General features: G+C 66.5%; 20 protein-coding genes. 14 read left to right on the top strand and 6 right to left on the bottom strand.

Features of this window, described 5'->3' with window-relative positions:
* The first annotated feature begins 10 nt into the window (after nucleotides 1-10).
* The gene (locus C1933_RS05270) at nucleotides 11-544 is read left to right on the top strand and encodes a hypothetical protein (RefSeq protein ID WP_108752414.1); all 534 of its coding nucleotides are present in this window, start codon (nucleotides 11-13) and stop codon (nucleotides 542-544) included.
* A gap of 34 nt (nucleotides 545-578) precedes the next feature.
* Here C1933_RS05270 and C1933_RS05275 read toward each other — a convergent pair whose 3' ends face one another.
* Nucleotides 579-1,157 (bottom strand): SMI1/KNR4 family protein, encoded by a 579-nt coding sequence (locus C1933_RS05275; RefSeq protein ID WP_108752415.1) that lies wholly within the window; start codon nucleotides 1,155-1,157, stop codon nucleotides 579-581.
* Between the two features lie 125 nt (nucleotides 1,158-1,282).
* Between C1933_RS05275 and C1933_RS05280 the strand changes: the two genes are divergently transcribed.
* A complete protein-coding gene (locus C1933_RS05280; protein WP_108752416.1) occupies nucleotides 1,283-2,068 on the top strand; it encodes a dienelactone hydrolase family protein in 786 nt (261 codons plus the stop codon).
* A 180-nt stretch (nucleotides 2,069-2,248) separates the two neighbouring features.
* Here C1933_RS05280 and C1933_RS05285 read toward each other — a convergent pair whose 3' ends face one another.
* On the bottom strand, nucleotides 2,249-3,247 hold the full coding sequence (locus tag C1933_RS05285; protein ID WP_108752417.1) for a polyprenyl synthetase family protein: 999 nt from the start codon (nucleotides 3,245-3,247) through the stop codon (nucleotides 2,249-2,251).
* A gap of 214 nt (nucleotides 3,248-3,461) precedes the next feature.
* Between C1933_RS05285 and C1933_RS05290 the strand changes: the two genes are divergently transcribed.
* The 3 genes from C1933_RS05290 (at nucleotide 3,462) to C1933_RS20415 (ending at nucleotide 6,185) form a co-directional block, all read left to right on the top strand.
* Nucleotides 3,462-5,075 (top strand): alpha-glucosidase, encoded by a 1,614-nt coding sequence (locus C1933_RS05290; protein ID WP_108752418.1) that lies wholly within the window; start codon nucleotides 3,462-3,464, stop codon nucleotides 5,073-5,075.
* A 153-nt stretch (nucleotides 5,076-5,228) separates the two neighbouring features.
* The gene (locus C1933_RS20325; protein WP_234414660.1) at nucleotides 5,229-6,032 is read left to right on the top strand and encodes a hypothetical protein; all 804 of its coding nucleotides are present in this window, start codon (nucleotides 5,229-5,231) and stop codon (nucleotides 6,030-6,032) included.
* A gap of 18 nt (nucleotides 6,033-6,050) precedes the next feature.
* Entirely contained in the window at nucleotides 6,051-6,185 is a 135-nt protein-coding gene (locus C1933_RS20415) for a hypothetical protein (RefSeq protein WP_267896393.1), read from the top strand.
* Between the two features lie 222 nt (nucleotides 6,186-6,407).
* Here C1933_RS20415 and C1933_RS05300 read toward each other — a convergent pair whose 3' ends face one another.
* Both C1933_RS05300 and C1933_RS05305 read right to left on the bottom strand, forming a co-directional pair.
* Nucleotides 6,408-9,158 carry a TonB-dependent receptor gene (locus C1933_RS05300; protein WP_199911415.1) on the bottom strand — a complete coding sequence of 917 codons (2,751 nt, stop codon included), beginning with the start codon at nucleotides 9,156-9,158 and terminating at the stop codon, nucleotides 6,408-6,410.
* A gap of 222 nt (nucleotides 9,159-9,380) precedes the next feature.
* A complete protein-coding gene (locus C1933_RS05305; protein WP_108752419.1) occupies nucleotides 9,381-11,435 on the bottom strand; it encodes a glycoside hydrolase family 97 protein in 2,055 nt (684 codons plus the stop codon).
* 235 nt (nucleotides 11,436-11,670) lie between these two features.
* On the opposite strand from C1933_RS05305, the gene C1933_RS05310 reads away from it, so the two are divergent.
* From C1933_RS05310 to C1933_RS05325, 4 genes are all read left to right on the top strand, one after another.
* Nucleotides 11,671-13,863 (top strand): Six-hairpin glycosidase-like protein, encoded by a 2,193-nt coding sequence (locus tag C1933_RS05310; RefSeq protein ID WP_108752420.1) that lies wholly within the window; start codon nucleotides 11,671-11,673, stop codon nucleotides 13,861-13,863.
* The gene (locus C1933_RS05315; protein WP_108752421.1) at nucleotides 13,860-15,347 is read left to right on the top strand and encodes an MFS transporter; all 1,488 of its coding nucleotides are present in this window, start codon (nucleotides 13,860-13,862) and stop codon (nucleotides 15,345-15,347) included. The genes C1933_RS05310 and C1933_RS05315 overlap by 4 nt, the downstream gene beginning before the upstream one ends.
* Entirely contained in the window at nucleotides 15,347-17,062 is a 1,716-nt protein-coding gene (locus C1933_RS05320; RefSeq protein ID WP_108752422.1) for an alpha-amylase family glycosyl hydrolase, read from the top strand. Before C1933_RS05315 ends, C1933_RS05320 begins: the two co-directional genes overlap by 1 nt.
* 160 nt (nucleotides 17,063-17,222) lie before the next feature.
* Complete coding sequence (locus C1933_RS05325; RefSeq protein WP_108752423.1) at nucleotides 17,223-17,603, top strand: SseB family protein; 381 nt, start codon at nucleotides 17,223-17,225, stop codon at nucleotides 17,601-17,603.
* Between the two features lie 190 nt (nucleotides 17,604-17,793).
* Here C1933_RS05325 and C1933_RS05330 read toward each other — a convergent pair whose 3' ends face one another.
* Entirely contained in the window at nucleotides 17,794-18,825 is a 1,032-nt protein-coding gene (locus C1933_RS05330) for a LacI family DNA-binding transcriptional regulator (RefSeq protein ID WP_108752424.1), read from the bottom strand.
* A gap of 408 nt (nucleotides 18,826-19,233) precedes the next feature.
* Between C1933_RS05330 and ssb the strand changes: the two genes are divergently transcribed.
* The 5 genes from ssb to C1933_RS05355 all read left to right on the top strand — a co-directional run bounded on the left by ssb (nucleotide 19,234) and on the right by C1933_RS05355 (nucleotide 23,981).
* Nucleotides 19,234-19,839, top strand: coding sequence for a single-stranded DNA-binding protein (gene ssb, locus C1933_RS05335; RefSeq protein ID WP_108752425.1), 606 nt, complete (start codon nucleotides 19,234-19,236; stop codon nucleotides 19,837-19,839).
* A 202-nt stretch (nucleotides 19,840-20,041) separates the two neighbouring features.
* Nucleotides 20,042-20,944: a TIM barrel protein gene (locus tag C1933_RS05340; RefSeq protein ID WP_108752426.1), complete on the top strand. Its 903-nt coding sequence runs from the start codon at nucleotides 20,042-20,044 to the stop codon at nucleotides 20,942-20,944.
* Between the two features lie 27 nt (nucleotides 20,945-20,971).
* Nucleotides 20,972-22,657, top strand: a complete 1,686-nt coding sequence (locus C1933_RS05345) for a GMC family oxidoreductase (RefSeq protein ID WP_108752427.1) — start codon at nucleotides 20,972-20,974, stop codon at nucleotides 22,655-22,657.
* The gene (locus tag C1933_RS05350; protein ID WP_108752428.1) at nucleotides 22,657-23,232 is read left to right on the top strand and encodes a gluconate 2-dehydrogenase subunit 3 family protein; all 576 of its coding nucleotides are present in this window, start codon (nucleotides 22,657-22,659) and stop codon (nucleotides 23,230-23,232) included. The genes C1933_RS05345 and C1933_RS05350 overlap by 1 nt, the downstream gene beginning before the upstream one ends.
* 14 nt (nucleotides 23,233-23,246) lie before the next feature.
* Nucleotides 23,247-23,981 (top strand): DUF1080 domain-containing protein, encoded by a 735-nt coding sequence (locus tag C1933_RS05355; protein WP_234414662.1) that lies wholly within the window; start codon nucleotides 23,247-23,249, stop codon nucleotides 23,979-23,981.
* A 9-nt stretch (nucleotides 23,982-23,990) separates the two neighbouring features.
* Here C1933_RS05355 and C1933_RS05360 read toward each other — a convergent pair whose 3' ends face one another.
* Complete coding sequence (locus C1933_RS05360; RefSeq protein ID WP_108754747.1) at nucleotides 23,991-24,269, bottom strand: cytochrome c; 279 nt, start codon at nucleotides 24,267-24,269, stop codon at nucleotides 23,991-23,993.
* Between the last annotated feature and the right edge of the window lie 4 nt (nucleotides 24,270-24,273).

The raw sequence follows: 24,273 nt of genomic DNA on the forward strand, positions 1-24,273 counted from the left end.
GGACGCCCGCATGTGCACCTTCATTACCGTGTTCCTGCCCACCACGCTGTCCCACGACACGGCCGCCGCGGTCTTCACCCGCAGCGGCCGGCGGCTGTTCGCGCAGGCCTCGCCCAGCCTGCAGGCGGCGGTCGGGCCCGGTTGGCGGCCCTGGCTGAGTGCCGCGCACTGCGATTGCGGGACGGCGCTGGCTTCGCTGCGGGCCGAGCCGGCGTGGGCAGGCGATGCCGAGCGCTGGCGGAAGAAGGGCTGGAGCGAGGCGAAGATCGCCCGCGCGCTGGCCGAGCAGCTGGCGCGACACGAGCAGGATCAGCAGGTTCGCCGCGAAGAAGCGCTGGCCGATGCCGGGCAGTGGCTGCAGCGCATTGATGCGTTGCTGGGCGCAGGTGCAGCGCGTATTGGCCTGCTGGTGCGCGACTACGATGGTTCGGTGGGTGCCCGGCAGCCGAAGCCGCCGGAACGTCGCTGGTCGCGCGCGCAGCTGGCGGCGGCGGATCTGCTGGCGTTCGAACCGGGAACGTTGCAGTGGATCGAACGCGGGTGAGAGCGCCTGACCCCCATCCACGCATGGCGTGGATCTACTCGATGAAGCTGTAATCGCGATCGATCAAGTCCTGCAGGTAGGCATCGAAGCTGGGGGCGATCACCGCGTAGCTGTCCGGATCGTGCAGGTAGCGCACCACCTGGCCGACGGTGCCGCCGGGGGCGGGATCGAAATCCAGGTACAGCATCGAGGTGCCACCGTTGTTCATGCAGTGCGAGAAGCACAGGCGACGGTTCATCGGTAGATCGCCGTCGATGCCGGCGCCGAGGATGTCCGGCTCGTCGTCCAGCCATTCCTCGTAGATGGAACGGATGCTGTCGTGCCACTGCCGCTGGTCGTCGAAGATCTGTTCGACCGAGCGCAGGAAGTACGGGTAGTCCCCCACGTCCGAGCCCAGCACCAGCACGCAGACCTCGCCACCGGGGTACTCACGGTAGTGCGTCCCATCCACGCGCGACAGCAGCTGCAGCAGGCTGTCGGGCACCTGCGGCCACTGCGTGCGCAGGCGCTGCAGGTCGTCGGCGCTGGCGCCCCGCACGTAGGCCCATTGCGGGGCGTCATCTTCCGGCAGGCGGGCAACAAGGCCGGACAGGAAACGGTCTACCAGGTTCATTCAATTGCAGGGAAGCAGGAACAGGGGGTTATCCAACCACACCTGCGTCACGCCGCCAATGCAGAATGCGCACTGGCAGGCGTGGGCACCGTGCAGCCTGCTTCCCCAATCTCTGGAGCAGGCACATGAACAGCTGGCGGTATGGTGTGGCGATGGTGCTGGGGCTGGCGGCGATGCCGGCCTGGGCGGCGATGAAGACCCAGCCGGTGGAATGGACGCACCAGGGCACGACCTTCAGTGGTGTGCTGGTCTACGACGACGGCGACAATGACAAGCGCCCCGGCCTGGTGATGGTGCCCAACTGGAAGGGCGTGAACGCCTCGGCGATTGAAAAGGCCAAGCAGTTGGCCGGCGATGACTACGTGGTGCTGGTGGCCGATGTGTACGGCAAGGGCGTGCGGCCGAAGACCGATGCCGAGGCCGGCCCGGTGGCAACCAAGCTGCGCAACGACCGGCCGCTGCTGCGTGCACGCGCGCTGGAAGCGGTGAACGTGCTCAAGGCGCAGGCCGGCAAGGCACCGCTGGATGCCAGCCGGATCGGTGCGGTCGGTTTCTGTTTCGGTGGCACCACGGTGCTGGAACTGGCCCGTGCCGGTGCGCCGCTGGCCGCTGTGGTCAGTCTGCACGGCGGCCTGGGCTCACCGCTGCCGGCACAGGCCGGTGGCACGCATCCCTCGGTGCTGGTGCTCAATGGCGCCGACGACACCAGCGTGACGGCCGAGGATATCGGCAGTTTCCAGAAGGAAATGGACGCGGCCAAGGTCGACTGGGAATTCACCAACTACAGCGGCGCGGTGCACTGCTTTGCCGAGCGTGATGCCAACAGCCCGCCGGGGTGCCAGTACAACGAACGCGCGGCCAAGCGCGCGTGGAAGGCGCTGGATGAGTTCTTCGAGGAACGGTTCCGGTAATCAAAGGCGTGCCGACCAAGGTCGGCACCTACCGATGCTTCTGTGCCGACCAAGGTCGGCACCTACCGATGCTTCTGTGCCGACCAAGGTCGGCACCTACCGATGCTTCAGTGCCGACCAAGGTCGGCACCTACCGCCGCGTTGGGTGGGTGCCGACCTTGGTCGGCACGCCTTCACCTATCAATGCGAGCGCTGCACCGCGTAGCGGGCCAGGCCGCGCAGGGCGGCCACTGCATCGTTGTCGCCCAGGCCATCCAGCGCGCGCTCGGCGGCTTCGGCGTATTCCTCGGCGCGGCGGCGGCTGTAGTCCAGGCCACCGGTGGCGCGGATCGCGGCCAGCACTTCCGGCATGGCCGAGGCGTCGCCGTCCTGCACGATGCTGCGCAGGCGCTCGCGGGTGGCCGGGTCGGAGTGGGCCATGGCGTGGATCAGCGGCAGGGTGGCCTTGCCCTCGGCCAGGTCGTCGCCCAGGTTCTTGCCCAGTTCCTCGGCATTGGCCGAGTAATCGAGCACGTCATCGGCAATCTGGAAGGCGTAGCCCAGGTGCATGCCGTAGTCGTACAGGGCCTGCTGGGTGGCTTCGTCCTGGCCGCTGGCCAGCGCGCCCAGGCGGGTGCCGGCGGCGAACAGCACCGCGGTCTTGCGCTCGATCACGCGCAGGTAGGCCGCTTCGTCGGTGTCCGGGTTGTGTACGTGCAGCAGCTGCAGCACTTCGCCTTCGGCGATGCGGTTGGTGGTGTCGGCCAGGATCTGCATGACCGGCATGCGGTCCAGTTCCACCATCAGCTGGAAGCTGCGCGAGTACAGGAAATCGCCCACCAGCACGCTGGGTGCATTGCCCCACAGGGCGTTGGCGGTGCTGCGGCCACGGCGCAGGCTGGATTCATCCACCACATCGTCGTGCAGCAGGGTGGAGGTGTGGATGAACTCGATGATGGCCGCCAGCTGGTGGTGCTCCGGCCCGGCCTGACCGACCGCGTGGCCGGCCAGCATGACCAGCATCGGGCGCAGGCGCTTGCCGCCGGCGGAAATGATGTGGTCGGCGATCTGGTTGATCAGCACCACGTCCGAGGACAGCCGGCGCCGGATCAGGGCATCGACGGCGGCCATGTCGGCCGCAGCAAGCGACTGGATCTGGGGCAGGCCCAGGGCGGGACGGGTGTCTTCAGTGATGGTCATGCGATCAGGCTTTCAGGCTCCCCCCGATTATAGGCGCTGGCCGTGAATTCGGGCGGAAACCGACCCGACCGGTCTTTTCGCGGGCCGCTGGCCGGCCCTGCGGCGTGAATACGTATGCAGCCAGCGCCATCGCCGGGAGGCCGCCGCTAAGCTTGCCGGAGTTGCTTTTCGGCCCGCTTCCGGCGGGTCCCGCATGCCCGGAGGGGGGCTGTCGATGTCGCACAATCCATGGTGGCGCGGAGCCGTCATCTACCAGATCTACCCGCGCAGTTTCCTCGATGCCAACGGCGACGGGGTAGGCGACCTGCCGGGCATCATCGAGCGTCTGGACTACATTGCCGCGCTGGGCGCGGATGCGATCTGGATCTCGCCGTTCTTCAGATCGCCCATGGCCGATTTCGGCTATGACATCGCCGATTACCGCGATGTGGACCCGCTGTTCGGCAACCTGGACGACTTCGACCGCCTGCTGGCCAAGGCGCACGGCCTGGGCCTGAAGGTGATGATCGACCAGGTGCTGAGCCATACGTCGATCAAGCACGCCTGGTTCCGTGAAAGCCGCCAGGACCGCAGCAACCCGAAGGCGGACTGGTATGTCTGGGCCGACCCTCGCGAGGATGGCACCCCGCCCAACAACTGGCTGTCGCTGTTCGGCGGCGGCGCCTGGCAGTGGGAACCGCGCCGCGAGCAGTACTACCTGCACAACTTCCTGGTCGACCAGCCGGACCTGAACTTCCACAACCCGGCGGTGCAGCAGGCCACGCTGGACAACGTGCGCTTCTGGCTGGACCGCGGCGTGGATGGGTTCCGCCTGGATGCCATCAACTTCTGCTTCCACGACGCGCAGCTGCGCGACAACCCGCCCAAGCCGGCCGACAAGCGGGTGGGCCGTGGCTTCAGCCCGGACAATCCATACGCTTACCAGTACCACTACTACAACAACACCCAGCCGGAAAACCTGCCGTTCCTGGAACAGCTGCGCGCGCTGCTGGACCAGTACCCGGGCGCGGTGAGCCTGGGCGAGATCTCGTCGGAAGATTCGCTGGCCACCACCGCCGAGTACACTCAGGACGGCCGCCTGCACATGGGCTACAGCTTCGAGCTGCTGGTGGACGACTACAGCGTGGCCTACATCCGCGATACGGTCTCGCGCCTGGAAGCGGTAATGACCGAGGGCTGGCCGTGCTGGGCGGTGTCCAACCACGACGTGGAGCGGGCGGTCAGCCGCTGGGGCGGCCACCCGGCCGACCCGCGCCTGGCGCGCATGCTGGTGGCCATGCTGTGCTCGCTGCGCGGTTCGGTCTGCCTGTACCAGGGCGAGGAACTGGGCCTGGCCGAGGCCGAGGTGCCGTTCGAGGATCTGCAGGACCCGTATGGCATCACCTTCTGGCCCAACTTCAAGGGCCGTGATGGCTGCCGCACGCCGCTGCCGTGGACCGATGCCCCGCTGGCCGGCTTCACCACCGGCAAGCCGTGGCTGCCGATTCCGGCCGAGCACCGTGCCGCCGCGGTGGCGGTGCAGCAGGCCGACCCGTACTCGGTGCTGAGTGCCTTCGGCGATTTCCTGGCCTGGCGGCGTACCCAGCCGGCCCTGCTGCATGGCGACATCCAATTCCTGGACAGCGCCGAGCCGGTGCTGCTTTTCCAGCGTATGCTTGCAGATGAAACCCTTCTGCTGGCCTTCAACCTGTCGGCAGCGCCGGTCAGCCATCCGCTGCCGGCCGGCCGTTGGGAACAGGTGGCTGTGCCGGGCCCGGATGCGGGCACGGTGGAAGGCAACGAACTGCGGCTGCCGCCGCGCGCGGTGTATTGCGCCCGACGCAGCTGACCGATTTCTCCGGTGGCGGTACTTGCGGGGACGGGGCCGAAGCGCCCCGTCCCTTTTTTGTGGGTGGCTGTTGGCCGTCACTTTCCAACTATTGGAATGGAATCGGCCGGGGATGGGCGTGGACACTGGTGGCCCCTACATGGTGGACCTCCGATGCGTTCCTTTGCTTCCCTGACCCGAGTGTTGTTGCTGGCAGTGGCGCTTTCCGCTGCATGCCCCCTCTCCGCCACACCCATCGTGATCGTGGGGCCCGCGCTGGAGGATGCCTTTGAGGGGTCTGACGTGGTACCTGGCCTGAAGCAGTTGCTCGGACCGGAGTACCTGGCGTTCCGGCGCAATTTCGATGAGTCGGCGGTGCCGGTGCCGTTGAAGGATGGGGGGCTGCTGCTTGATGGGTGGCGATTGGGATTTCCCTCACATCACGCAGCTGCCGTGGTGGTCTACCCCGATGGCACGCTGCATGCGGCCTACTACAACGCTGAAGATCGAGCGGTGCGGTACTTCTCCACATCGGCTGGACTTCAGCACCGCGCACTGCTGGTCTGGGCAAAGCGATTTGACCTGCCACTGGATCAATCGCCTTCCCCTCACCGTTCTGTGGAAGAGACTCCCAGAGCATCCGTGCTGGCAGTGCCGAGCTTGGAAGAGCAGGCAGCCATGCGATCGGTGGCCGCCGCGATCTGGTCTGCCGAGCTGGCCTCGGGTTGGAACATGAATACCGAAGTGGGGCGCGTTCTCGGTGAGGCCACCAAGCAGATCATGGACTGCTCTGCCGCCTTCAGCCTCGTGCCAAAGCCTGCGGGCTGGGTGCCAGGTTGGGCGTATGTTGCGCAGACATCGGTCCAGATCGTCGCCTATGTCACGGGTGCGTCGGCGCATAGGGTCTACCGATCCTGTGTCATTGTTACCGCCAGTCGCCAGCGCTCGTTCATCGAGTTTGCCTCGGGCGAGTTCTGAGCACGGAGCGACGGCATCATGTGGGAACTGCTGGGCCAGATTGTTTCCGTTGTCCTCAACAATGTGGGCCACGCGCTTGGGCGGTTCAGTGGTCGTGTCTTGCTGGCGCTGATGCTGGCCATTGCGATCAGCTGCGCCTTTCTCATCCCCTGATCTTCTGGCGGGCGCATCCACGCCATGCGTGGATGCATTCAGTAGATCCACGCCATGCGTGGATGCGGTGGCTGGAGCGGTGTCGATGCGCAAAAGAAAACCCGCTGCCTGCGCAGCGGGTTTCCGGTCCTGCTCCCTGTGGTGCTGCCAGGCATGGCCTGGCACTACTGATCCCGCTCGCCGGGCATGGCCCGGCGCTACCGGTGCGTTGCCGGTCGGTCGTCAGAACTTGTAGTTCACGCCCAGCACGTAGGTGCGGCCCCACTCGATGTATTCCAGCGGGCGATCCTTGGTGCCGGCGTAGGTGCGGTACGGCTCGTTGGTCAGGTTGCTTCCCTGCAGCAGCAGGGTCAGGCCACGCAGGGCGCTGCTGTCGCTGAAGGTGTAGCTGACCTGGGCATCGGTCACGTTTTCGCCCACCACGTAACGCAGCGTGCGGTTGCCGTTGAAGTTGCCGATTTCACCGATGAAATCCGAACGGCGGCGCTGGCTCACGCGTGCTTCGAAACCGTTGCGCTCGAAGTAGGCGGTGAAGTTGTACACGCGGTCGGACAGGCCCGGCAGGCTGATCGGATCGGTACCCACGCTGGAGGCGCTTTCCGGGTCCAGGATCTCGATGTCGCTCTTGTTGAAGGTAGCGCTGGCCTGCACGCCGAAGCCGCGCAGGCTGTCGGTCAGCATGTCCAGCGGGAACGATGCGGTCAGTTCCAGGCCCTTCAGCGTGCCGCCCTTGCCGTTCTGCGGCGAGGAGAACGTACCGGTGGTCAGCACCGGCACGGTCATGCCCGGCGGCGGCACGTAGCTGCCCAGCAGGTCGGTGAAGTCGTAGTTGTCCACCGACTGGGTGTACACGTAGCTCTTCAGATCCTTGTAGAAGACGGCAGCGGCCACGTAGGCCTTTTCACCGAAGTACTTCTCGTAGGACAGATCGATGGCGGTGGCGCGCCACGGGTCCAGCAGCGGGTTGCCGCCGCTGCCGCCGGGCTTGCCGGTGGCCGTATCCACGCCGAATTCCAGGCCGGCGCGCATCTGGTCCACGCGCGGGCGGGCGACCTGCTTGGCCACGGCGAAGCGCAGGGTCTGCTCATGCGGGAACATGAAGGCCAGGTTCAAGCTGGGCAGCCAGTCGTTGTAGGTCTTGCCGTTGGAATACGGCTGGATGTTGCTGCCGGCCGGCTGCGAGCTGTCCCAGTAGCGCGAATCCGAACTCTGGTCGGTGTGCTGCATCTGCACGCCGATGTTGCCGCGCACGCCCACCACGCCGATGTCGGTGTTGATGTTCAGGCGCGCCCAGGCGGTGGTGATCTTCTCTTCCACCACCCACGACTTGGGAATCAGGTAATCCAGGTTGTCGACCGGATTGAAGGTCATGTAGCGGGCCACGGCGGCCGGCACGTTCCAGGCCGGAATGTTGCCGATGCCGGCAAAGCCCAGGTTCACCGGCGAATACTGCAGGTCCGAGGCGATGTTGGCATCGCCCTGGGCGCCCAGCAGGATGTTGCCTTCGGACTGCGTCTTGGTCTTGCGGCGGTCGGCGTAGTTCACGCCGATGTCCAGGTCCGGTGCCCACGACGCCATCGCTTCGGGCAGGCTGATGGTGGCCGCCAGCTTGCCGCCCTTCAGGCGGTCTTCCACCTGCGGCATCTTGCCGTAGCCGGAACCGTAGATGGTGTTGGTCAGGAACAGCGCATCGGGGTTGGAATAATCCAGGCCCGGCGAGATCTGCGAGAAGCCGTTCGGGTTCACCACCAGGCCGATGGTGTCCAGCTGCGGCATCGGGGTCAGCTGCAGGTTGTTTTCCAGGTTCAGTTCGTCACGGGTGGCCTTGGAGTAGTTCAGGTCGGCCACCAGCTTCACGCTGCCGAAGGTGAACTCGTTGTTCCAGCCAAACGCATCGATCTTGTCCTTGCGCTTGTTGTACATGCCGCGCACCAGCGGGTACACGCCGCTGGCGGTGCCCCCGGTGAAGGTGCCATCGGCATTGACCTGCGGGTTGCTGATCAGCAGGCCCGGGGTGTAACCGCCGTTGTAGTTGCTGAGGTTGACCTCGAACTGGTTGGCGGTGTCGATCTGTTCGGCTTCGGTGTGGAACGCATCGAAGGTGCTGGTCCAGGCGTTGTTCGGCCGGAACTGGATGGTGGCCATCACGCCGTCGCGCTTGTTGTTGCCGGTACGGCGCAGGGCCTTGATGCCATCGGAGAAGTAGGTGCCAGCGGCCAGACCCGGGCGGTTGCCGTTGGTGGTCTGCTCGGTGGTCCACGGCTCGTACAGGCCCACCTGGTTTTCCTGGATCGGGTTGTCGCTGTGCGCGTAACCGATCGAGATGCCCAGGGTCTTGTCGAAGAACTGGTCGATGTAGCTGGCGCTGAAGCGGTTGCCGAATTCATCGACGTTGGCCGCTTCACCCAGCGAGCTCTTCTGCAGGCGGCCGCTGACGGCGATCACGCGCTCGGGGAAGCTGAGCGGGCGCACGGTCTGCATGTCGATGGTGCCCGACAGACCCTGGCCGACCAGGGCCGCGTCCGGGGTCTTGTACACGGTCACGCCGTTCACCAGTTCCGACGGGTACTGGTCGAATTCAACGCTGCGGTTGTCGCCGGTGCTGACCACTTCGCGGCCGTTGAGCAGGGTGGTGGCGAAGTCGGGCGACAGGCCGCGCACGCTGATGACCTGGGCACGGCCGGCCACGCGCTGGGCGGCCAGGCCGGGCAGGCGGCCCAGCGATTCGGCGATGCTGACATCGGGCAGCTTGCCGATGTCTTCGGCGGAAATCGCTTCGACCACCGAAGTGGCGCTCTGCTTCACCGCAATGGCGTTTTCGATGCCGCGGCGGATGCCGGTTACCTGCACGGTGTCCAGGTTGGTGGCGGACGGATCGGTGGCGGTGGCTTCGGTGGACTGCGCCGATGCCAGCGACGGCACCAGTACGACGGCCAGCGCCAGACTCAGCGCGCTGCGCTTGTGGTTCAACATTTTCCCCTCCCAGGCAATGTTGTAGAGCATTTTGTGGTCGTCCCGGCGGGGCCGGAAACGTGCGACGCGGTGGCCGCTGTCGTCGCCGCTATGGTAGGCAGCGCGTTGTTCTGCGGAATCACCCTGCATACGTATTCAATGGCGTTTGCAGCGTTGTAAACGATTCCAGTCTCCGCTCCCGGTAGCGCCGGGCCATGCCCGGCGATGCAGACGTGCGGGTGTTCAGTGCACCGGCGTGAAGCGGATCGCCTGGCCACCGCCCGGTGCCAGCACCAGGGTCAGGGCGTCGGCGCTGGTCACTTCACGCGTCTCGCGCTTGAACGCAAACGGGTTGCTGCGGAAGTCCGCACCGTCGCCATCGCGGTAGATCTCGGCGCGGTAGCGCACGCCCGGTTCCAGGAAGCCCAGCGACACCGGCAGCACGCGGCCGTGTTCGTCGGTGATGCTGCCCAGGAACCAGTCGCGGCTGTTGCGGTCGCGGCGCACCAGGGTCACGTAGTCGCCCACCTCTCCATCCAGCACGCGGCTCTGTTCCCAGTCCACCGCCACGTCTTCGATGAAGCGGAACGCCTCGCGGTGCTGCAGATAATGCTCGGGCAGGTCGGCGGCCATCTGGATCGGGCTGTACAGCACCACGTACAGCGCCAGCTGGCGGGCCAGGGTGCTGGGAATGGCCTGGCCGTGGCGGCCCTTCAGGCTGAGGATGCCGGGGGTGTAATCCATCGGCCCGGACAGCATGCGGGTGAACACCAGGTTCACTTCATGCTCGGGTGGGTTCGGCGGCTGGCCCCAGGCGTTGTATTCCATGCCGCGCGCGCCTTCGCGCGAGATCCAGTTGGGGTAGGTGCGGCGCAGTCCGGTGTCCTTGATCGGCTCGTGCGGGTTCACCGACAGGTGCCGCTGTGCGGCCTCCTGCACCACCTTCAAGTGGTGGCGGGCCATGAACTGGCCGTCGTGCCACTCCCGCCACAGCGGGCCGCCGGCCGGATTGCGGCGGTCCACCTGGCCGTCATCGCAGACGTAGCCGGTCTTGAACTGATCCACGCCCAGGCGCGCATACAGGTCCAGCGCGGCGTCCAGCTGCTCTTCGTAGTGCTCGATGGCACAGCCGGTTTCGTGGTGGCCGATCAGGTGCACGCCCTTCTTCAGACCGTAGGCCGACAGCGCTTCGATATCGAAATCGGCGGTGGCGCGAGTGAAATCGAAGTCATAGCCATTGCCCACCCACATGCCGTCCCAGCCGGGGTTCCAGCCTTCCACCAGCACACCGCGGAAGCCGTGCGCGGCGGCGAAGTCGATCACCTTCTTCGTCTTTGCGGTGGTGGCCGCATGCTTCGGGCCGGTGGCCCAGCTTTCGTTGTCCAGGTGCATCGACCACCACACGCCCAGGTACTTGGCCGGCTTCACCCAGCTCACATCACCCAGCGCGTTGGGTTCGTTGAGGTTGAGGATCAGGTCCGACTCGACCAGGCCGCCGGCACGGTCGGCGATCTGCAGCGTGCGCCATGGGGTGCTGAAGGGCAGGGCGCGGCGCACCTTCCAGCCTTCGGCCGAAGGCGAAAGCTCGGCGCGCAGGCGCTGGCCCTCGGTGCGGCGCAGCCACATGCCGGCGTAGTCCACCAGCGCGGCCTCGTGGATGGCCACGTGCAGGCCATCCACGCTGCGCAGGGTCATCGGTGTGTGCACCAGCGGCACTTCGCGCAGCGGCGTGCGCTGGTACAGGTATTCGTAGTGGATCGGTTCGCCGGCCGGAATCCACCAGGCGGTCGAGTCGGGGGCGATGGCGAACTCGGTCAGCTCGTCATCGATGATCGCCTCGCGCAGGTTGGGCTGTTCGGGGAACGCATAGCGGAAGCCCAGGCCATCGTCGTAGACGCGGAACACCACGTCCACGCGGCGCTTGCTGCCGGTGCTTTCGGCCAGCTGCACGGTCAGTTCATTGAAGTGGTTGCGGGTGACGCGACGCTCGCCCCAGGGCTGTTCCCAGGTCTCGTCCACGCTGCGCCGCTGTTCGCCCAGCTGGACGAAATCACGGTCCAGGCGGCCGTCGCGCAGCACGAAGCCCAGCTTGGAATCGTCCACCACGGGCGCGCCCAGGCGTTCCACCCGGTAGCGCGCGGTACCGCCATCGAGCACCAGGCTGACCGCCAGCACCTTGCCCGGCGATTCCACCCGGGTAACCTGCGGCGCGGCCTGGGCCACCACCGCCAGACCCAGCAGGGCCATGCCGAACACCGGCGCGAACATCGCGCGGACTGCAACAGAAAAAGCCGGCATTTCCCCTCCCAAGGCGCCATTGGCAGACCCGGACCATAAGCCAGCACGGCGCCCGGTCTTCACGCGATGGCCATGAATACGTATGCAACTGGACGCAGGCCACGGCGCCGCGTCTACCATGGGGCAAGGCACCTTGAGGGAGGGGCCGCGCCCGCGCACCGGTTCCGGTGGCGCGGACCCACAACGGTGCAGAGAGGGAGGGAGGTCGACGGGCGCAAGCCGGTCTGCCGCTTCGATGCTGAAGATCATTTGCCTGACGGCTGCCCTGGCGGCAGCGCTGGGAACGACCGCGCACGCGGCCGACCTGGAATTCAACGGCCGCCACGCGCGTGCCGAAACCGCTGCCAAGGGCAGCTTCGTGCTGCACGCGCCCAAGGGCGAGGTGCGCATTGCCGCCGCGCCCATGCGCAGCCAGACCGGCAGCGTGATGTTCGATGCGCTGTTCGCCCTGGCCCAGCAGGAAATGGACCAGGACCGCGTGGACGCGATCCGCGATCCGGCCTTCGATGAAGGCCGCCCGGTGCCCTGCGACTGCTTCCAGACCGGCGCGCGCTGGCCGTACGTGTGGACCCGCGATGTCAGCTTCGCTGCCGACCTGGCGCTGGCGAAACTGGACCCGCAGCGCACCCGGCAGTCGCTGCAGTTCAAGCTGTCGGCCGCGCGCGATGGCCATACCCCCGGCCTGTTCGTGGCCCAGGATACCGGCTCGGGCGGCAGTTGGCCGATCAGCAGCGACCGCGTGGTGTGGTTCCTGGCCGCGCGCCATCTGCTGGATGATGCGGCCTTCGCCGACCAGGTCTGGCAGGCGCTGCAGGGCACGTTGGCGCAGGACCGGGCGATGGTGTTCGACCCGCAGATGGGCCTGTACCGCGGCGAGACTTCGTTCCTGGATTGGCGCGAGCAGACCTACCCGGACTGGACGCGCGAGAACGTGCGCTTCATCGGCGATTCCTACGCGCTGTCCACCAACGTGCTGCATTACCAGGCCCTGCGCCTGGGCCAGCAGATGGCCGCGCAGCTGGGCGACGAGCGCGCCGAGCAGTACAAGGCCTGGGCCGATGCGCTGGCGCTGCAGATCGATGCATGCTTCTGGCGCCAGGACATGGGCCAGTACATGAGCTACATCGGCGAAGCAGCGCACCCGGTGCCGTACGCCAAGGTGGATCTGCTGGGCCTGTCGCTGGGCATCCTGGCCGACGTGCTGCCCGCCGAGCGCGCACAGCGTGCGCTGGCCGCTTACCCGATGGGGCCGGCCGGCAGCCCGGTGGTGTGGCCGCAGGAAGCGCAGCAGCCGATCTACCACAACCGCGCGATCTGGCCGTTCGTCAGCGCCTATTCGCTGCGCGCCGCGCGCAAGCTGGACGACGCGCCGCGCATCGCCGCCGAGATCCGCTCGCTGATGCAGGGCGCGGCGCTGGCCGGTTCCAACATGGAAAACTATGAACTGGTCAGCCAGGCCGTGCATGTGGACGAAGGCGCGCTGAGCGGGCCGGTGGTCAATTCCGAGCGCCAGCTGTGGTCGGTGGCCGGCTACCTGGCCATGGTCACCGAAGGGGTGTTCGGCGTGCAGGATGATGGCAGCGTGCAGCCCAAGCTGCCGGCCAGCCTGGTGCCCGAACTGTTCGGCAAGCAGCGCCGCATCAGCCTGGACGCCAACGGCAAGCGCTACGTGCTGGAGCGGCCGAAGCAGGTGGGTGATGGCCTGCTGGTGGCCGGCAAGGTGAAGACGCGCGGCACCACCACCACGGTGCAGCTGGTGGCCGCGCCGTCGCGCGCGTTGCCGGCGAGCACCGCCGATGCCAATGCGCGCGCGCCGGCAACCCCGGCCGCACCGCAGGCGCGGCGCAGCGGCAAGGGCTGGACCGTGCCGGTGGCCGAAGGCCAGGTGCTGTGGCAGGACGGCCGCGCGGTGACGGCGATCAGCAAGGGCGTGGCACGCCTGGGCGATGACGGCCTGCAGCACTGCCTGAGCCTGACCCGCCGTGAGGGCGCGCTGGAATCGCTGCACAGCCCGATGCTGTGTGTCGGCCCGCAGCAGGTGCTGCGCGGCGCGCGCCAGTGGCAGTTCACTGCGGCCAAGGCCGGGCCGGTGCGGCTGCGGCTGCAGTACAACAACCCCAATGGCCCGATCAACACCGGGGTGACCGCCGCGGTGAAGCAGCTGGCGGTGCAGTGCGCCGGCCAGCCCGCGCAGCGCCTGACGGTGACGCTGCCGCACAGCGTGGCTGCGCAGGATTCCACCGCCGCAACCTTCAGCGTGCCCAAGGGACGATGCACGGTGAAGCTGGAAGAGGGCTTCAACATGAGCGCGCTGCAGCACTTCGCGCACTACACCGGCGGCAAGGGTGGGCGCGATGGCGTGCTCAACCAGGCCCAGGTGCAGGCGCTGAAGGTGGCGCCGGTGGCCGCAGTCGAGGGCAGCCGATGAGCCGTCCTGCCAAACCGCAGTTGTCGTTCTGGCAGATCTGGAACATGTGCTTCGGCTTTCTCGGCATCCAGTTCGGTTTTGCCCTGCAGAATGCCAACGCCAGCCGCATCTTCGAAACGCTGGGTGCGGACATGGAGTCGGTGCCGGGGCTGTGGATCGCCGCGCCGCTGACCGGTCTGCTGGTGCAGCCGGTGATCGGCTACCTGTCTGACCGCACGTGGACGCGCTGGGGGCGACGCCGGCCGTTCTTCATGATCGGCGCGGTGCTGACCACGCTGGCGCTGCTGGTGATGCCCAATTCGCCCACGCTGTGGATCGCTGCCGGCACGCTGTGGGTGCTCGATGCCTCCATCAACGTATCGATGGAACCGTTCCGCGCGTTCGTGGGCGACCAGTTGGCCCCGCGCCAGCGGCCCACCGGCTACGCCATGCAGAGCTTCTTCATCGGCGTGGGCGCGATCGTAGCCAGCTTCCTGCCGTTCATCCTGGCCCACTTCGGCGTGGCCAACACGGCCGCCGCCGGTGAAGTGCCGGACACCGTGCGCTATGCGTTCTACTTCGGTGCGGTGGTGCTGCTGGCGGCGATCACCTGGACCGTGGTCAGCACGCGTGAGTATTCGCCCGCCGAGCTGGCCGGCTTCGATGACGCCGAACCGCCGGCACACCATGCCGCTGCGGCCGTGAACGGCCCCGCGCCGTGGTCGCAGGTGGCGCTGTGGCTGGGCGTGGGCCTGCTGCTGGCGGTGCTGATCGCCTGGCGCCAGGGCGACAAGATGCTGTACGTGCTGGCCGGCCTGTGCGCGGGCTACGGCCTGTTGCTGGCGGTGTCCCGCTCGCTGCCGGGCACCCACATGCTGGCGGCGATCGTCGACGATCTGCGGGCGATGCCCATCACCATGCGGCGCCTGGCCTGGGTGCAGTTCTTCTCGTGGTTCGCCTTGTTTGCCATGTGGATCTACACCACGGCCGCGGTGGCCGGCACCCACTTCGGTTCCACCGATCCGCAGTCGGCCGCCTACAACGAAGGTGCCAACTGGGTGGGCGTGCTGTTCGGCGCGTACAACGGCTTTGCCGCGCTGGCCGCGCTGGTCATTCCGTTGATGGTGCGTGCCGTGGGCCTGCGCTGGAGCCACCTGGTGAACCTGTGGCTGGGCGGCGCCGGCCTGATCTCGCTGATGTTCATCCGCGATCCGCACTGGCTGCTGCTGTCGATGGTGGGCGTGGGTTTTGCCTGGGCGTCGATCCTGTCGCTGCCGTATGCCCTGCTGTCTGACAGCGTGCCGGCCAGGAAGATGGGTGTGTACATGGGCATCTTCAATTTCTTCATTGTGATCCCGCAGTTGGTCGCGGCCAGTGCGCTGGGCTTTGCCCTGCGCGCATGGCTGGGCGGCCAGCCGATGCACGTGCTGGTGCTGGGCGGCTGCAGCCTGCTGCTGGCCGGTGTGTGCGTGCTGCGGGTTCCGTCGCGTTCGGAGGTGGTTTGATGCGTGCTGTGTTGCCTGTTGCTGTCTGTGTAGCCCTGTTTGCCGGCCAGGCCCTGGCTGCGCCGCGCCCGGCGTATGTCGGCACCACCGAGCCGTTCGCCAGCGATGCGGTGTACTTCGTGGTGACCGATCGCTTCGTCAATGGCGATCCGTCCAACGACCATCGCGACCAGGGCGGCAAGCACCGTACCTTCGATATTCCGGTGCCGTGCCCGGACAAGGTGGACGGCAACATCGGCTATCTGGGCGGTGACTTCCGCGGCGTGCTGGACAATGCGCAGTACATCCGCAACCTGGGCTTCGGTGCGGTGTGGATCACTCCCATCGTCGACAACCCCGATGAAGCCTTTACCGGCAGCAAGGCGATCAGCTGCACCAGCACGCTGACCGACCGCGGCAAGACCGGCTACCACGGCTACTGGGGCATCAACTTCTACAAGCTTGACGAGCACCTGCCCAGCAAGGATCTGGATTTCGCCGGCCTGAACAAGGGCCTGCACGATGCCGGCCTGAAGGTGGTGCTGGACATCGTCGGCAACCATGGTTCGCCGGCATGGACCATGCCCAAGCGGCAGCCGCAGTTCGGCCAGATCTTCGACAAGGATGGGAAGCTGGTTGCCGACCACCAGAACCTGCCGCCGCAGAAGCTGGACCCGCAGCACAACCCGCTGCACGCCTTCTACAACAACATCGGCCCGGTGGACAGCAAGGACGGTTCGATCTTCGACGGCAACCTGGCCGAGCTGTCCGACTTCAACCAGAACAACCCGGCGGTGATGGACTATCTGGTGGGGGCGTACCTGCAGTGGACCGCGCAGGGCGTGGATGCGCTGCGCATTGACACCATCGGCTGGCTGCCGCATCCGTGGTGGCATGAATTCGTCAGCCGCATCCGGGCGCAGCACCCGGGCATGTTCATGTTCGGCGAAGCTTTTGACTACAACGCGGCCAGCATTGCCGAGCACACCTGGCCGGCCAATGCCAATGTCAGCGTGCTGGATTTCCCGCTGCGCGGCGCGATGGAGCAGACCTTCGGCACCGCTGGCAAGGGCTTTGAAACGCTGGCCGAACCGCTGCACCTGAGCGGTGGGCCGTATGCCAACCCGTACGAGCTGATGAGCTTCTACGACAACCACGACATGCCGCGCCTGCAGGCCAGCGACGATGGCTTCATCGACGCGCACAACTGGCTGTTCACCGCACGCGGCATTCCGGTGGTCTATTACGGTTCGGAAACCGGCTTCATGCGCGGCCGCGCGGAACATGCGGGCAACCGCGCCTACTTCGGCCAGCCGCGCGTGGACGCCGCGCCGCAGAGCCCGATCTTCGCGCCGCTGCAGCGCATCGCCAAGCTGCGCGAAGCCACCCCGGCCCTACAGCGCGGCTTGCAGGTGAACGAGCGCCTGCAGGGTGATGAAGCGGTGTTCCTGCGCGTGCTGCAGCACGGCGATGTGTCGCAGACGGCGCTGGTGCTGCTGAACAAGGGCGATGCGGCGAAGACCTTCAGCGTGGAGCGCTACCTGCAGGCCGGCACCTGGCGCGATGCGCTGGATGGCGGCGAGCTGAAGGTGAAGGGCCGACTGCAGACCGAGGTGCCCGCGCACGGGGTGAAGGTGTATGTGTTGGATGCGCAGGTGAAGCAGCCGGCGCTGCAGGCCGAACTGGACAAGGCCATGGCCGACCAGCAGGCGCGGGACCAGCGGCTGGGACGCTGAGGGTGCCGCCGGGCATGGCCCGGCGCTACCGCTCTGGGGGGTGCCAACCTTGGTTGGCACGCCCGCTCTGGTAGGTGCCAACCTTGGTTGGCACGCTCTTCGCGCAGTCGAGCAAGCTCGACTCTACAATGGGCCCCCCCTGATTGCCTGCCGTACTGCCATGACCGACCTCGCTCCGCAGACCCCGATCGAAACCCTGCTGAAGGCGGCCATGGACGGCGCCGTGCCGATCCGCGCCTTCATGGAAGCCTTCGTCGCCTCCGAGGTGGTGCTGCTGACCGGCAGCCTGGTCACCCCCGACGGCAGCGGCTTCGATCCGCTGCTGTTCGACAAGCAGGGCACCCTGCACGTGGCGGTATTCACCGATCCTGCGCGTGTGGGCATCTACAGCCAGCAGGCGCCGCACCAGATCCGCTGGCGGATGCTGGACGTGCTGCGCCGCGTACCCGGCGGCTACGGCGTGGTGATCAACCCCGGCACTCCGCTGGGCTTCGAAGTTTCCCCGAGCGGCGTGGGCGAGATCCTGAAGGACTTCGCGTAGCGTCGAGCTTGCTCGACTGCTCTGGCTTTGCTTCGTAGAGTCGAGCTTGCTCGACTGCTCTGTGCACAGCAGTCGAGCAAGCTCGACTCTACCAAGGGGGCAGTCGAGCAAGCTCGACTCTACCAAGGGGGCAGTCGAGCAAGCTCGACTCTACGGAGGGGCTTCAGTCGAGCAAGCTCGACTCTACGGGTTACCGGTGCAGCGAGGATTCGCGCGCGACCAGCTTCACCGGAATGCTCAGGCCGTCCACCGGCTGGCCGTTGATCAGCGCCAGCAGCTTCTCCACCAGCAACTGCCCGGCCTGCTTGGTGTCCTGCTGCACGGTGGTCAACGGCGGCGATACCGAGGCCGCCAGTGGAATATCGTCGAAGCCGGTTACCGCCACATCCTGCGGCACGCGCAGGCCGCGTTCGCGCAGGGCACGCAGCGCGCCAATGGCGATCAGGTCGCTGGCCGCGCAGATGGCATCGATCGGGCCGCCGCTGCCCAGCAGCTGCAGGCAGGCCTCGTAGCCGGAGGCTTCGGTGGTGATCGCATCGTGCTGCAGGGCCGGTTCGGCACGCAGCCCACGCGCATGCAGCGCTGCCACGTGGCCGCGATAGCGCTCTTCGAATTCGGGGTAATGGCTGGACGCATGGCCGAGGAAGGCGATGCGTCGGCAGCGCTGGTCCAGCAGATGGGCGGTGATGTCATGCCCGCCCTGGAAGTTGTCGCTGCCAATCGAGACGCCGGGCTGGCCGGGCAGGGCCGCGCCCCAGCGCACGAAATGGGTGCCTTGTTCCACCAGCCGCTGCAGGCGGTCGCGCGACTGGTGGTAATCGCCGTAGCCCAGCAGGATGATGCCGTCGGCCTTGTTGCTGTCCTCGTAGTCGGCCTGCCAGTCGGTGGACAGCTGCTGGAAGGACACCAGCAGGTCCTGCCCGTGCAGGGCGCAGGCGCGGGTGATCGAGCCCAGCATGGAATGGAAGAACGGGTTGATCAGCGAATCGTCGTTGGTGGGGTCTTCGAAGAACAGCAACGCCAGCGTGCCGGCATTGCGCAGGCGCAGGCTGGAGGCGTTCTTGTCGACCTTGTAATTCAGCTCGCGGGCGATGCGCAGGATGCGCTCGCGGGTTTCCGCATTCACCATCGGGCTGCCACGCAGGGCGCGCGACACCGTGGGCTGGGACACCCCGGCCAGGTGGGCGATGTCCAGGGAAGTGGCTTTGCCTTTGATCGTCATTGTCCGGGTGGGGAAGAACGGGCGGTGCAGGACGCATGATGCCATGCGGTGGGCCCGGCCGAGACAGGCGTTGGCCCGCTCGTGACCGTGCCGCATCTGCCATGGCCGTGGCGAAGGTCGCGTGCTGCGCCACTGTCTGCATCGAACCGGCCGGATTGCGCGCCGGGCGGCTCACGGCGGCCCGTAGAGCCCCGGTTCTTCAGCCGCAAATCATTGCCCTGCAACGGTTTTCCCGGGTTCCGCCCGGCCGCGCCGGTCGTCGCAGGGCAGGCGCTGGCCGGTGGCGATGTTAAGATGTACCGTTCTTGCATCCCCCAAATTTCACCAAGGGTGGCCCCGGCCACGGCATGCCCGGTCACGGCGTGCTATCACTGGCGGCCTGCCCTTGGACAACGGACGAAGGTACCTATGGCGCGCGGCATCAACAAAGTCATCCTGGTCGGCAATCTCGGCAACGACCCGGACGTGAAGTACACCCAGGGCGGCATGGCGATCACCCGCATCAGCCTGGCCACCACCAGCGTCCGCAAGGACAAGGACGGCAACCAGCAGGAACGCACCGAGTGGCACCGCGTGGTGTTCTTCGGCAAGCTGGGCGAGATCGCTGGCGAATACCTGCGCAAGGGCAGCTCGGTCTACGTCGAAGGCAGCCTGCGTTACGACAAGTACACCGGCCAGGATGGCGTGGAGAAGTACTCCACCGACATCATTGCCGATGAAATGCAGATGCTGGGCGGCCGCGGTGACGGCGGCGGCGGCGGTGGTGGCAACTACGGCGGCGACCGTCCGCAGCGCCAGCAGGCCCCGCGCCAGGAGTACGGCGGCGGCGGCGGCCAGCGTGGCGGCCAGGGCGGTGGTTACGGCAACCAGGGCGGTGGCAACCAGGGTGGCGGCTACGGCAACCAGGGCGGCAACCAGGGCGGCGGTTATGGCAACCAGGGTGGCAACCAGCGCCCGCAGCCGCAGCAGGCACCGCCGATGGACGACTTCGCTGACGACGATATTCCGTTCTGATCGAACGCGCGTCTGCAGCAGAAAAGAAAGCCCCGCTCATGCGGGGCTTTTCTTTTTCCACGATGTCATCGCAGTGGTGCCCCGCAGCATGCGTTTTCGTGCACCGCGTCTTGCAAAAAAAACAGTTCCTCCCGTATGGTGCAATCGATTGCATTGCAGTGAATCGTTTGCGTTTGCTACCGGTTGGGAGGCCGGTAAGTGGATGGCCATTCATTCAAGCGGACCGGCACCGGCGCCGGGCTTCACACGCCGGGACGCATTGCGTGTCGCACTTGCCGGGGGTGTGGGACTGGGTGTTGCCGCTGCAGGCGCGTTGCCAGTCCTCGCCGATGCTGCACCCCTCAAAGGCCGCCTGAAGCACGCTGTCGCCCGCTGGACCTTCCCGCAGTTGTCGGTCGCCCAGCTCTGCCAGACCGTGAAGGGTCTTGGCTTCGCCGCCATCGATCTGGTCGGCCCGGAGGACTGGCCCACCCTGAAGGCCCATGGCGTCTACAGCTCGATGTGCAACGGTGCCGAGCTGGGCCTGACCAAGGGCTTTGCCGGCCGCGAATTCCACGATGAACTGGTGGCGCGCTACACGCGGCACATCGACCTGGTGGCCGACGCCGGCTATCGCAACCTCATCTGCTTCTCCGGCAACCGCAACGGCATGGACCCCCAGCAGGGCATGGCCAACGCCGAAGCCGGCCTCAAGCGCATCCTCGGCCATGCCGAGAAACGCGGCGTCGTACTGGTGATGGAGCTGCTGAACTCACGGGTCGATCACGCCGACTATCTGTGCGACCACTCGGCCTGGGGCGTGGAGCTGTGCAATCGGCTGGGCTCGGACAATTTCGGCCTGCTGTACGACATCTACCACATGCAGATCATGGAGGGCGACATCATCGCCACCATCGGTCGGCACCACGCCCACTTCAAGCATTACCACACCGCAGGCGTGCCAGGCCGGCACGAGATCGGTGACCAGCAGGAACTGAACTATCCGGCCATCTGTCGCGCGATCGGCGACACCGGTTTTGAGGGGTATCTGGCACAGGAATTCATGCCTGCCGCGCCCGATCCCGTTGGCTCATTGCGCGAGGCGATCCGTCTCTGCGACGTCTGAAACGATATCCACCCAGGTGATAGACCCATGGCAGATAATCATTACGACGCCATCGTTGTTGGCTCGGGAATCAGTGGCGGTTGGGCAGCGAAGGAACTGACCGAGAAAGGTCTGAAAGTTCTGATGCTGGAACGCGGGCGCAACATCGAGCACGTGAAGGACTACGTCAATGCGATGAAGGAACCGTGGGATTTCCCGCATCGCAACCGGCCGACCCAGGCGATGAAGGCGGCGTTCCCGGTGCTGATGCGCGACTACGCGCTGGCCGAGAACCTGGAGGGCATGTGGGCCGACGAACAGGACTCGCCCTACATCGAAACGAAGCGCTTTGACTGGTTCCGCGGCTACCACGTGGGCGGGCGCTCGCTGATGTGGGGGCGGCAGAGCTATCGCTTTTCCGATCTGGATTTCGAGGCGAACCTCAAGGACGGCATCGCCACCGACTGGCCGATCCGCTATGCCGACATCGCGCCGTGGTACGACCACGTGGAGAAGTTCGCTGGCATCGCCGGCACGCGCGAAGGGCTGGACGTGCTGCCCGACGGTGAATTCCTGCCGCCGATCCCGCTGAACATCGTCGAAAAGGACGTGGCCGCGCGCATCCAGAAAGCCTTCGGCGGCACGCGCCACATGATCCATTCGCGCACCGCCAACATCACAAAGCCGATGCCCGAGCAGGGCCGGGTCAACTGCCAGTACCGCAACAAGTGCATCCTCGGCTGTCCGTTCGGCGCCTACTTTTCCACCCAGGCAGCGACGCTGCCGGCGGCGATGAAGACCGGCAACCTGACATTGCGACCGTTCTCGATCGTCAAGGAAGTGCTCTACGACAAGGACCGCAAGCGCGCGCGTGGCGTGCAGGTCCTCGACGCCGAGACCGGCCAGACCTACGAGTACACGGCCAAGGTCATCTTCCTCAATGCCTCGTCGTTCAATTCGACCTGGCTGCTGATGAATTCGGCAACCGATGTCTGGGAAGGGGGCTTGGGGTCCTCGTCCGGCGAGCTGGGGCACAACGTGATGGACCATCACTTCGGCGCGGGCGCCTCGGGGCGCGTTGAGGGCTACGACGACAAGTACTACTTCGGCCGCCGCCCCTGTGGCTTCTACATCCCGCGCTTCCGCAACGTGGCGGCGGACAAGCGCGGCTACCTGCGCGGCTTCGGTTACCAGGGCGGCGCCAGTCGCAACGGCTGGTCGCGCGAGATTGCCGAGCTGAACATCGGCGCCGACCTGAAGGAGGCGTTGAGCCTGCCGGGTGACTGGCGCATCGGCATGACCGGTTTCGGCGAAATGCTGCCGCACCACGACAACACGATCCGCCTGGACCACGACCGCAAGGACAAGTGGGGGCTGCCGGTGCTGTCGATGGACGTGGCGATGCGCGAGAACGAAAAGGCGATGCGCCGGGACATGGCCGCCGATGCCGCCGAGATGCTGGAAGCGGCCGGGGTCAAGGACGTGGAGATGCACGACAACGACTACGCCCCGGGCAAGGGCATCCACGAAATGGGCACCGCGCGCATGGGGCGCGACCGCAGGACGTCGGTACTGAACGCGCACAACCAGGTCTGGGATGCGCCCAACGTCTATGTCACCGACGGTGCCTGCATGACCTCCAGTGCCTGCGTGAACCCGTCGCTGACCTACATGGCGCTGACCGCGCGGGCGGCCGATCACGCGGTGCGCGAACTGAAAGCGGGGAATCTGTGATGGACCGCCGTGAACTACTGAAGATGATTGTCGCCGCCACCGGTGCGGCCATGGTCGGCCTGCCTGCGCTGGCCAGCGGCAAGCTGCCAGCGGCCGCGGCGGGCGTGTCCTTTACCGACGCCGAGATCGCTACGCTCGATGAGATCGCCGAGACCATCCTGCCGCGCACGCAGACACCCGGCGCGAAGGACGCGGCAACCGGCGCCTTCATGGCGCGGTTCGTGACCGACTGCTACACCGCCCTGCAGCAGGCGACGTTCCGTGCCGGCCTGGCCGACATCGACAAGCGCGCCGGCGGAAGCTTCGTCGCCCTTGCACCCGACGCGCGCAGCACGCTGCTGCGCACGCTGGATGCAGAAGCCCGCAAGCGTGCGGTAGAGGTGAGCGAGACCGGTACCGGGGAAACCGCGAAGGCGATGCCGCATCCGTTCACCATGATCAAGCAACTGGCCATCTTCGGCTTCTTCACATCCAAGCCGGGCGCGACCGAAGTACTGCACTACGTCGCCGTGCCGGGACGCTACGATGGCGACATGGCCTACGCGCCAGGCACGCCGGCCTGGGCCACCAGCTGATGGAGCATGACAGGATGATCAGATCTTTCTTGATGGCCGCAGGCGTGCTGGCGGCGGTGCCGGTGTTCGCGCAGGCCGGCGCCGAGCGCGACCCGACAAAGACCGAGGTATGGGCAGCGGTGCCTGCCGTCGCAACACCAATTGGCGCGGCGCCGTCCGATGCGATCGTGTTGTTCGATGGCAGGGATGTGTCCGCCTGGGAGGCCGAGCAGGGCGGCCGCGTGCCGTGGACAGTGGCCAACGGTGCGATGACCGTGGTGCCGGGCAGCAAGGGCATCCGCACCCGGCAGCGCTTCTGCGACATGCAGCTGCACGTCGAGTGGCGCAGCCCCACCGAAACCAAGGGTTTCGATGGCCAGGACCGCGGCAACAGCGGCATCTTCCTGCAGGAGCGGTACGAGCTGCAGGTGCTCGACAGCCACGACAATCCGACCTACGCCAACGGCCAGGCCGGGTCGATCTACAAGCAGGCCATGCCGCTGGTGAATGCCTCGCGCGCGCCGGGCCAGTGGCAGGCGTACGACATCATCTGGAAGGCGCCGCGCTTCTCGGCCGGTGGCGGGCTGACCTCACCGGCGCGCATCACCGTGCTGCATAACGGCGTGCTGGTGCAGAACGACACCGTGCTTGCGGGCCTGACCGAATACATCGGTGCGCCGTCGTATTCGCCACATGGATGCGCGCCGCTGTATCTGCAGGAACACGCATCCAAGGTCAGCTACCGCAACATCTGGGTGCGCGAGCTGTAACGCCCGCGCCTACTTCGCCAGGAAGCTGGCGATGTCATCGATCTCCTGCGCGGACAAGTGCGAGAAGGGCGGCATCAGCCCGCCGCCCTTGCTGATCTTTTCCTTGATCTGTGCAGGCGGCAGCCGCTTGCCGATGTCGGTCAGCGCAGGGAACGCGCCGGGCATGCCCGCACGATCCGCGCCGTGGCAGGCCACGCAGTTGGTCGCGTACAGCTTGGCACCGGCAGCGGGATCTTCCTTGCACCAGGCGGGGAGCACAGCGGTCGCCGTGCACAGGGTCAGGGCCAGGGTC

The organism is Stenotrophomonas sp. ZAC14D2_NAIMI4_6, from assembly GCF_003086875.1.
In the GTDB taxonomy this organism is placed as follows: Bacteria; Pseudomonadota; Gammaproteobacteria; order Xanthomonadales; family Xanthomonadaceae; genus Stenotrophomonas.

Excerpts from the sequence above, each read along its gene's own strand:
- C1933_RS05300 (WP_199911415.1), bottom strand. The coding sequence starts at position 9,158 with ATGTTGAACCACAAGCGCAGCGCGCTGAGTCTGGCGCTGGCCGTCGTA.
- C1933_RS05270 (WP_108752414.1), top strand. The coding sequence starts at position 11 with ATGTGCACCTTCATTACCGTGTTCCTGCCCACCACGCTGTCCCACGAC.
- C1933_RS05320 (WP_108752422.1), top strand. The coding sequence starts at position 15,347 with ATGCGTGCTGTGTTGCCTGTTGCTGTCTGTGTAGCCCTGTTTGCCGGC.
- C1933_RS05325 (WP_108752423.1), top strand. The coding sequence starts at position 17,223 with ATGACCGACCTCGCTCCGCAGACCCCGATCGAAACCCTGCTGAAGGCG.
- C1933_RS05280 (WP_108752416.1), top strand. The coding sequence starts at position 1,283 with ATGAACAGCTGGCGGTATGGTGTGGCGATGGTGCTGGGGCTGGCGGCG.
- C1933_RS05350 (WP_108752428.1), top strand. The coding sequence starts at position 22,657 with ATGGACCGCCGTGAACTACTGAAGATGATTGTCGCCGCCACCGGTGCG.
- C1933_RS20415 (WP_267896393.1), top strand. The coding sequence starts at position 6,051 with ATGTGGGAACTGCTGGGCCAGATTGTTTCCGTTGTCCTCAACAATGTG.
- C1933_RS05310 (WP_108752420.1), top strand. The coding sequence starts at position 11,671 with ATGCTGAAGATCATTTGCCTGACGGCTGCCCTGGCGGCAGCGCTGGGA.
- C1933_RS20325 (WP_234414660.1), top strand. The coding sequence starts at position 5,229 with ATGCGTTCCTTTGCTTCCCTGACCCGAGTGTTGTTGCTGGCAGTGGCG.
- ssb (WP_108752425.1), top strand. The coding sequence starts at position 19,234 with ATGGCGCGCGGCATCAACAAAGTCATCCTGGTCGGCAATCTCGGCAAC.
- C1933_RS05340 (WP_108752426.1), top strand. The coding sequence starts at position 20,042 with ATGGCCATTCATTCAAGCGGACCGGCACCGGCGCCGGGCTTCACACGC.
- C1933_RS05290 (WP_108752418.1), top strand. The coding sequence starts at position 3,462 with ATGTCGCACAATCCATGGTGGCGCGGAGCCGTCATCTACCAGATCTAC.
- C1933_RS05285 (WP_108752417.1), bottom strand. The coding sequence starts at position 3,247 with ATGACCATCACTGAAGACACCCGTCCCGCCCTGGGCCTGCCCCAGATC.
- C1933_RS05275 (WP_108752415.1), bottom strand. The coding sequence starts at position 1,157 with ATGAACCTGGTAGACCGTTTCCTGTCCGGCCTTGTTGCCCGCCTGCCG.
- C1933_RS05355 (WP_234414662.1), top strand. The coding sequence starts at position 23,247 with ATGATCAGATCTTTCTTGATGGCCGCAGGCGTGCTGGCGGCGGTGCCG.
- C1933_RS05305 (WP_108752419.1), bottom strand. The coding sequence starts at position 11,435 with ATGCCGGCTTTTTCTGTTGCAGTCCGCGCGATGTTCGCGCCGGTGTTC.
- C1933_RS05345 (WP_108752427.1), top strand. The coding sequence starts at position 20,972 with ATGGCAGATAATCATTACGACGCCATCGTTGTTGGCTCGGGAATCAGT.
- C1933_RS05330 (WP_108752424.1), bottom strand. The coding sequence starts at position 18,825 with ATGACGATCAAAGGCAAAGCCACTTCCCTGGACATCGCCCACCTGGCC.
- C1933_RS05315 (WP_108752421.1), top strand. The coding sequence starts at position 13,860 with ATGAGCCGTCCTGCCAAACCGCAGTTGTCGTTCTGGCAGATCTGGAAC.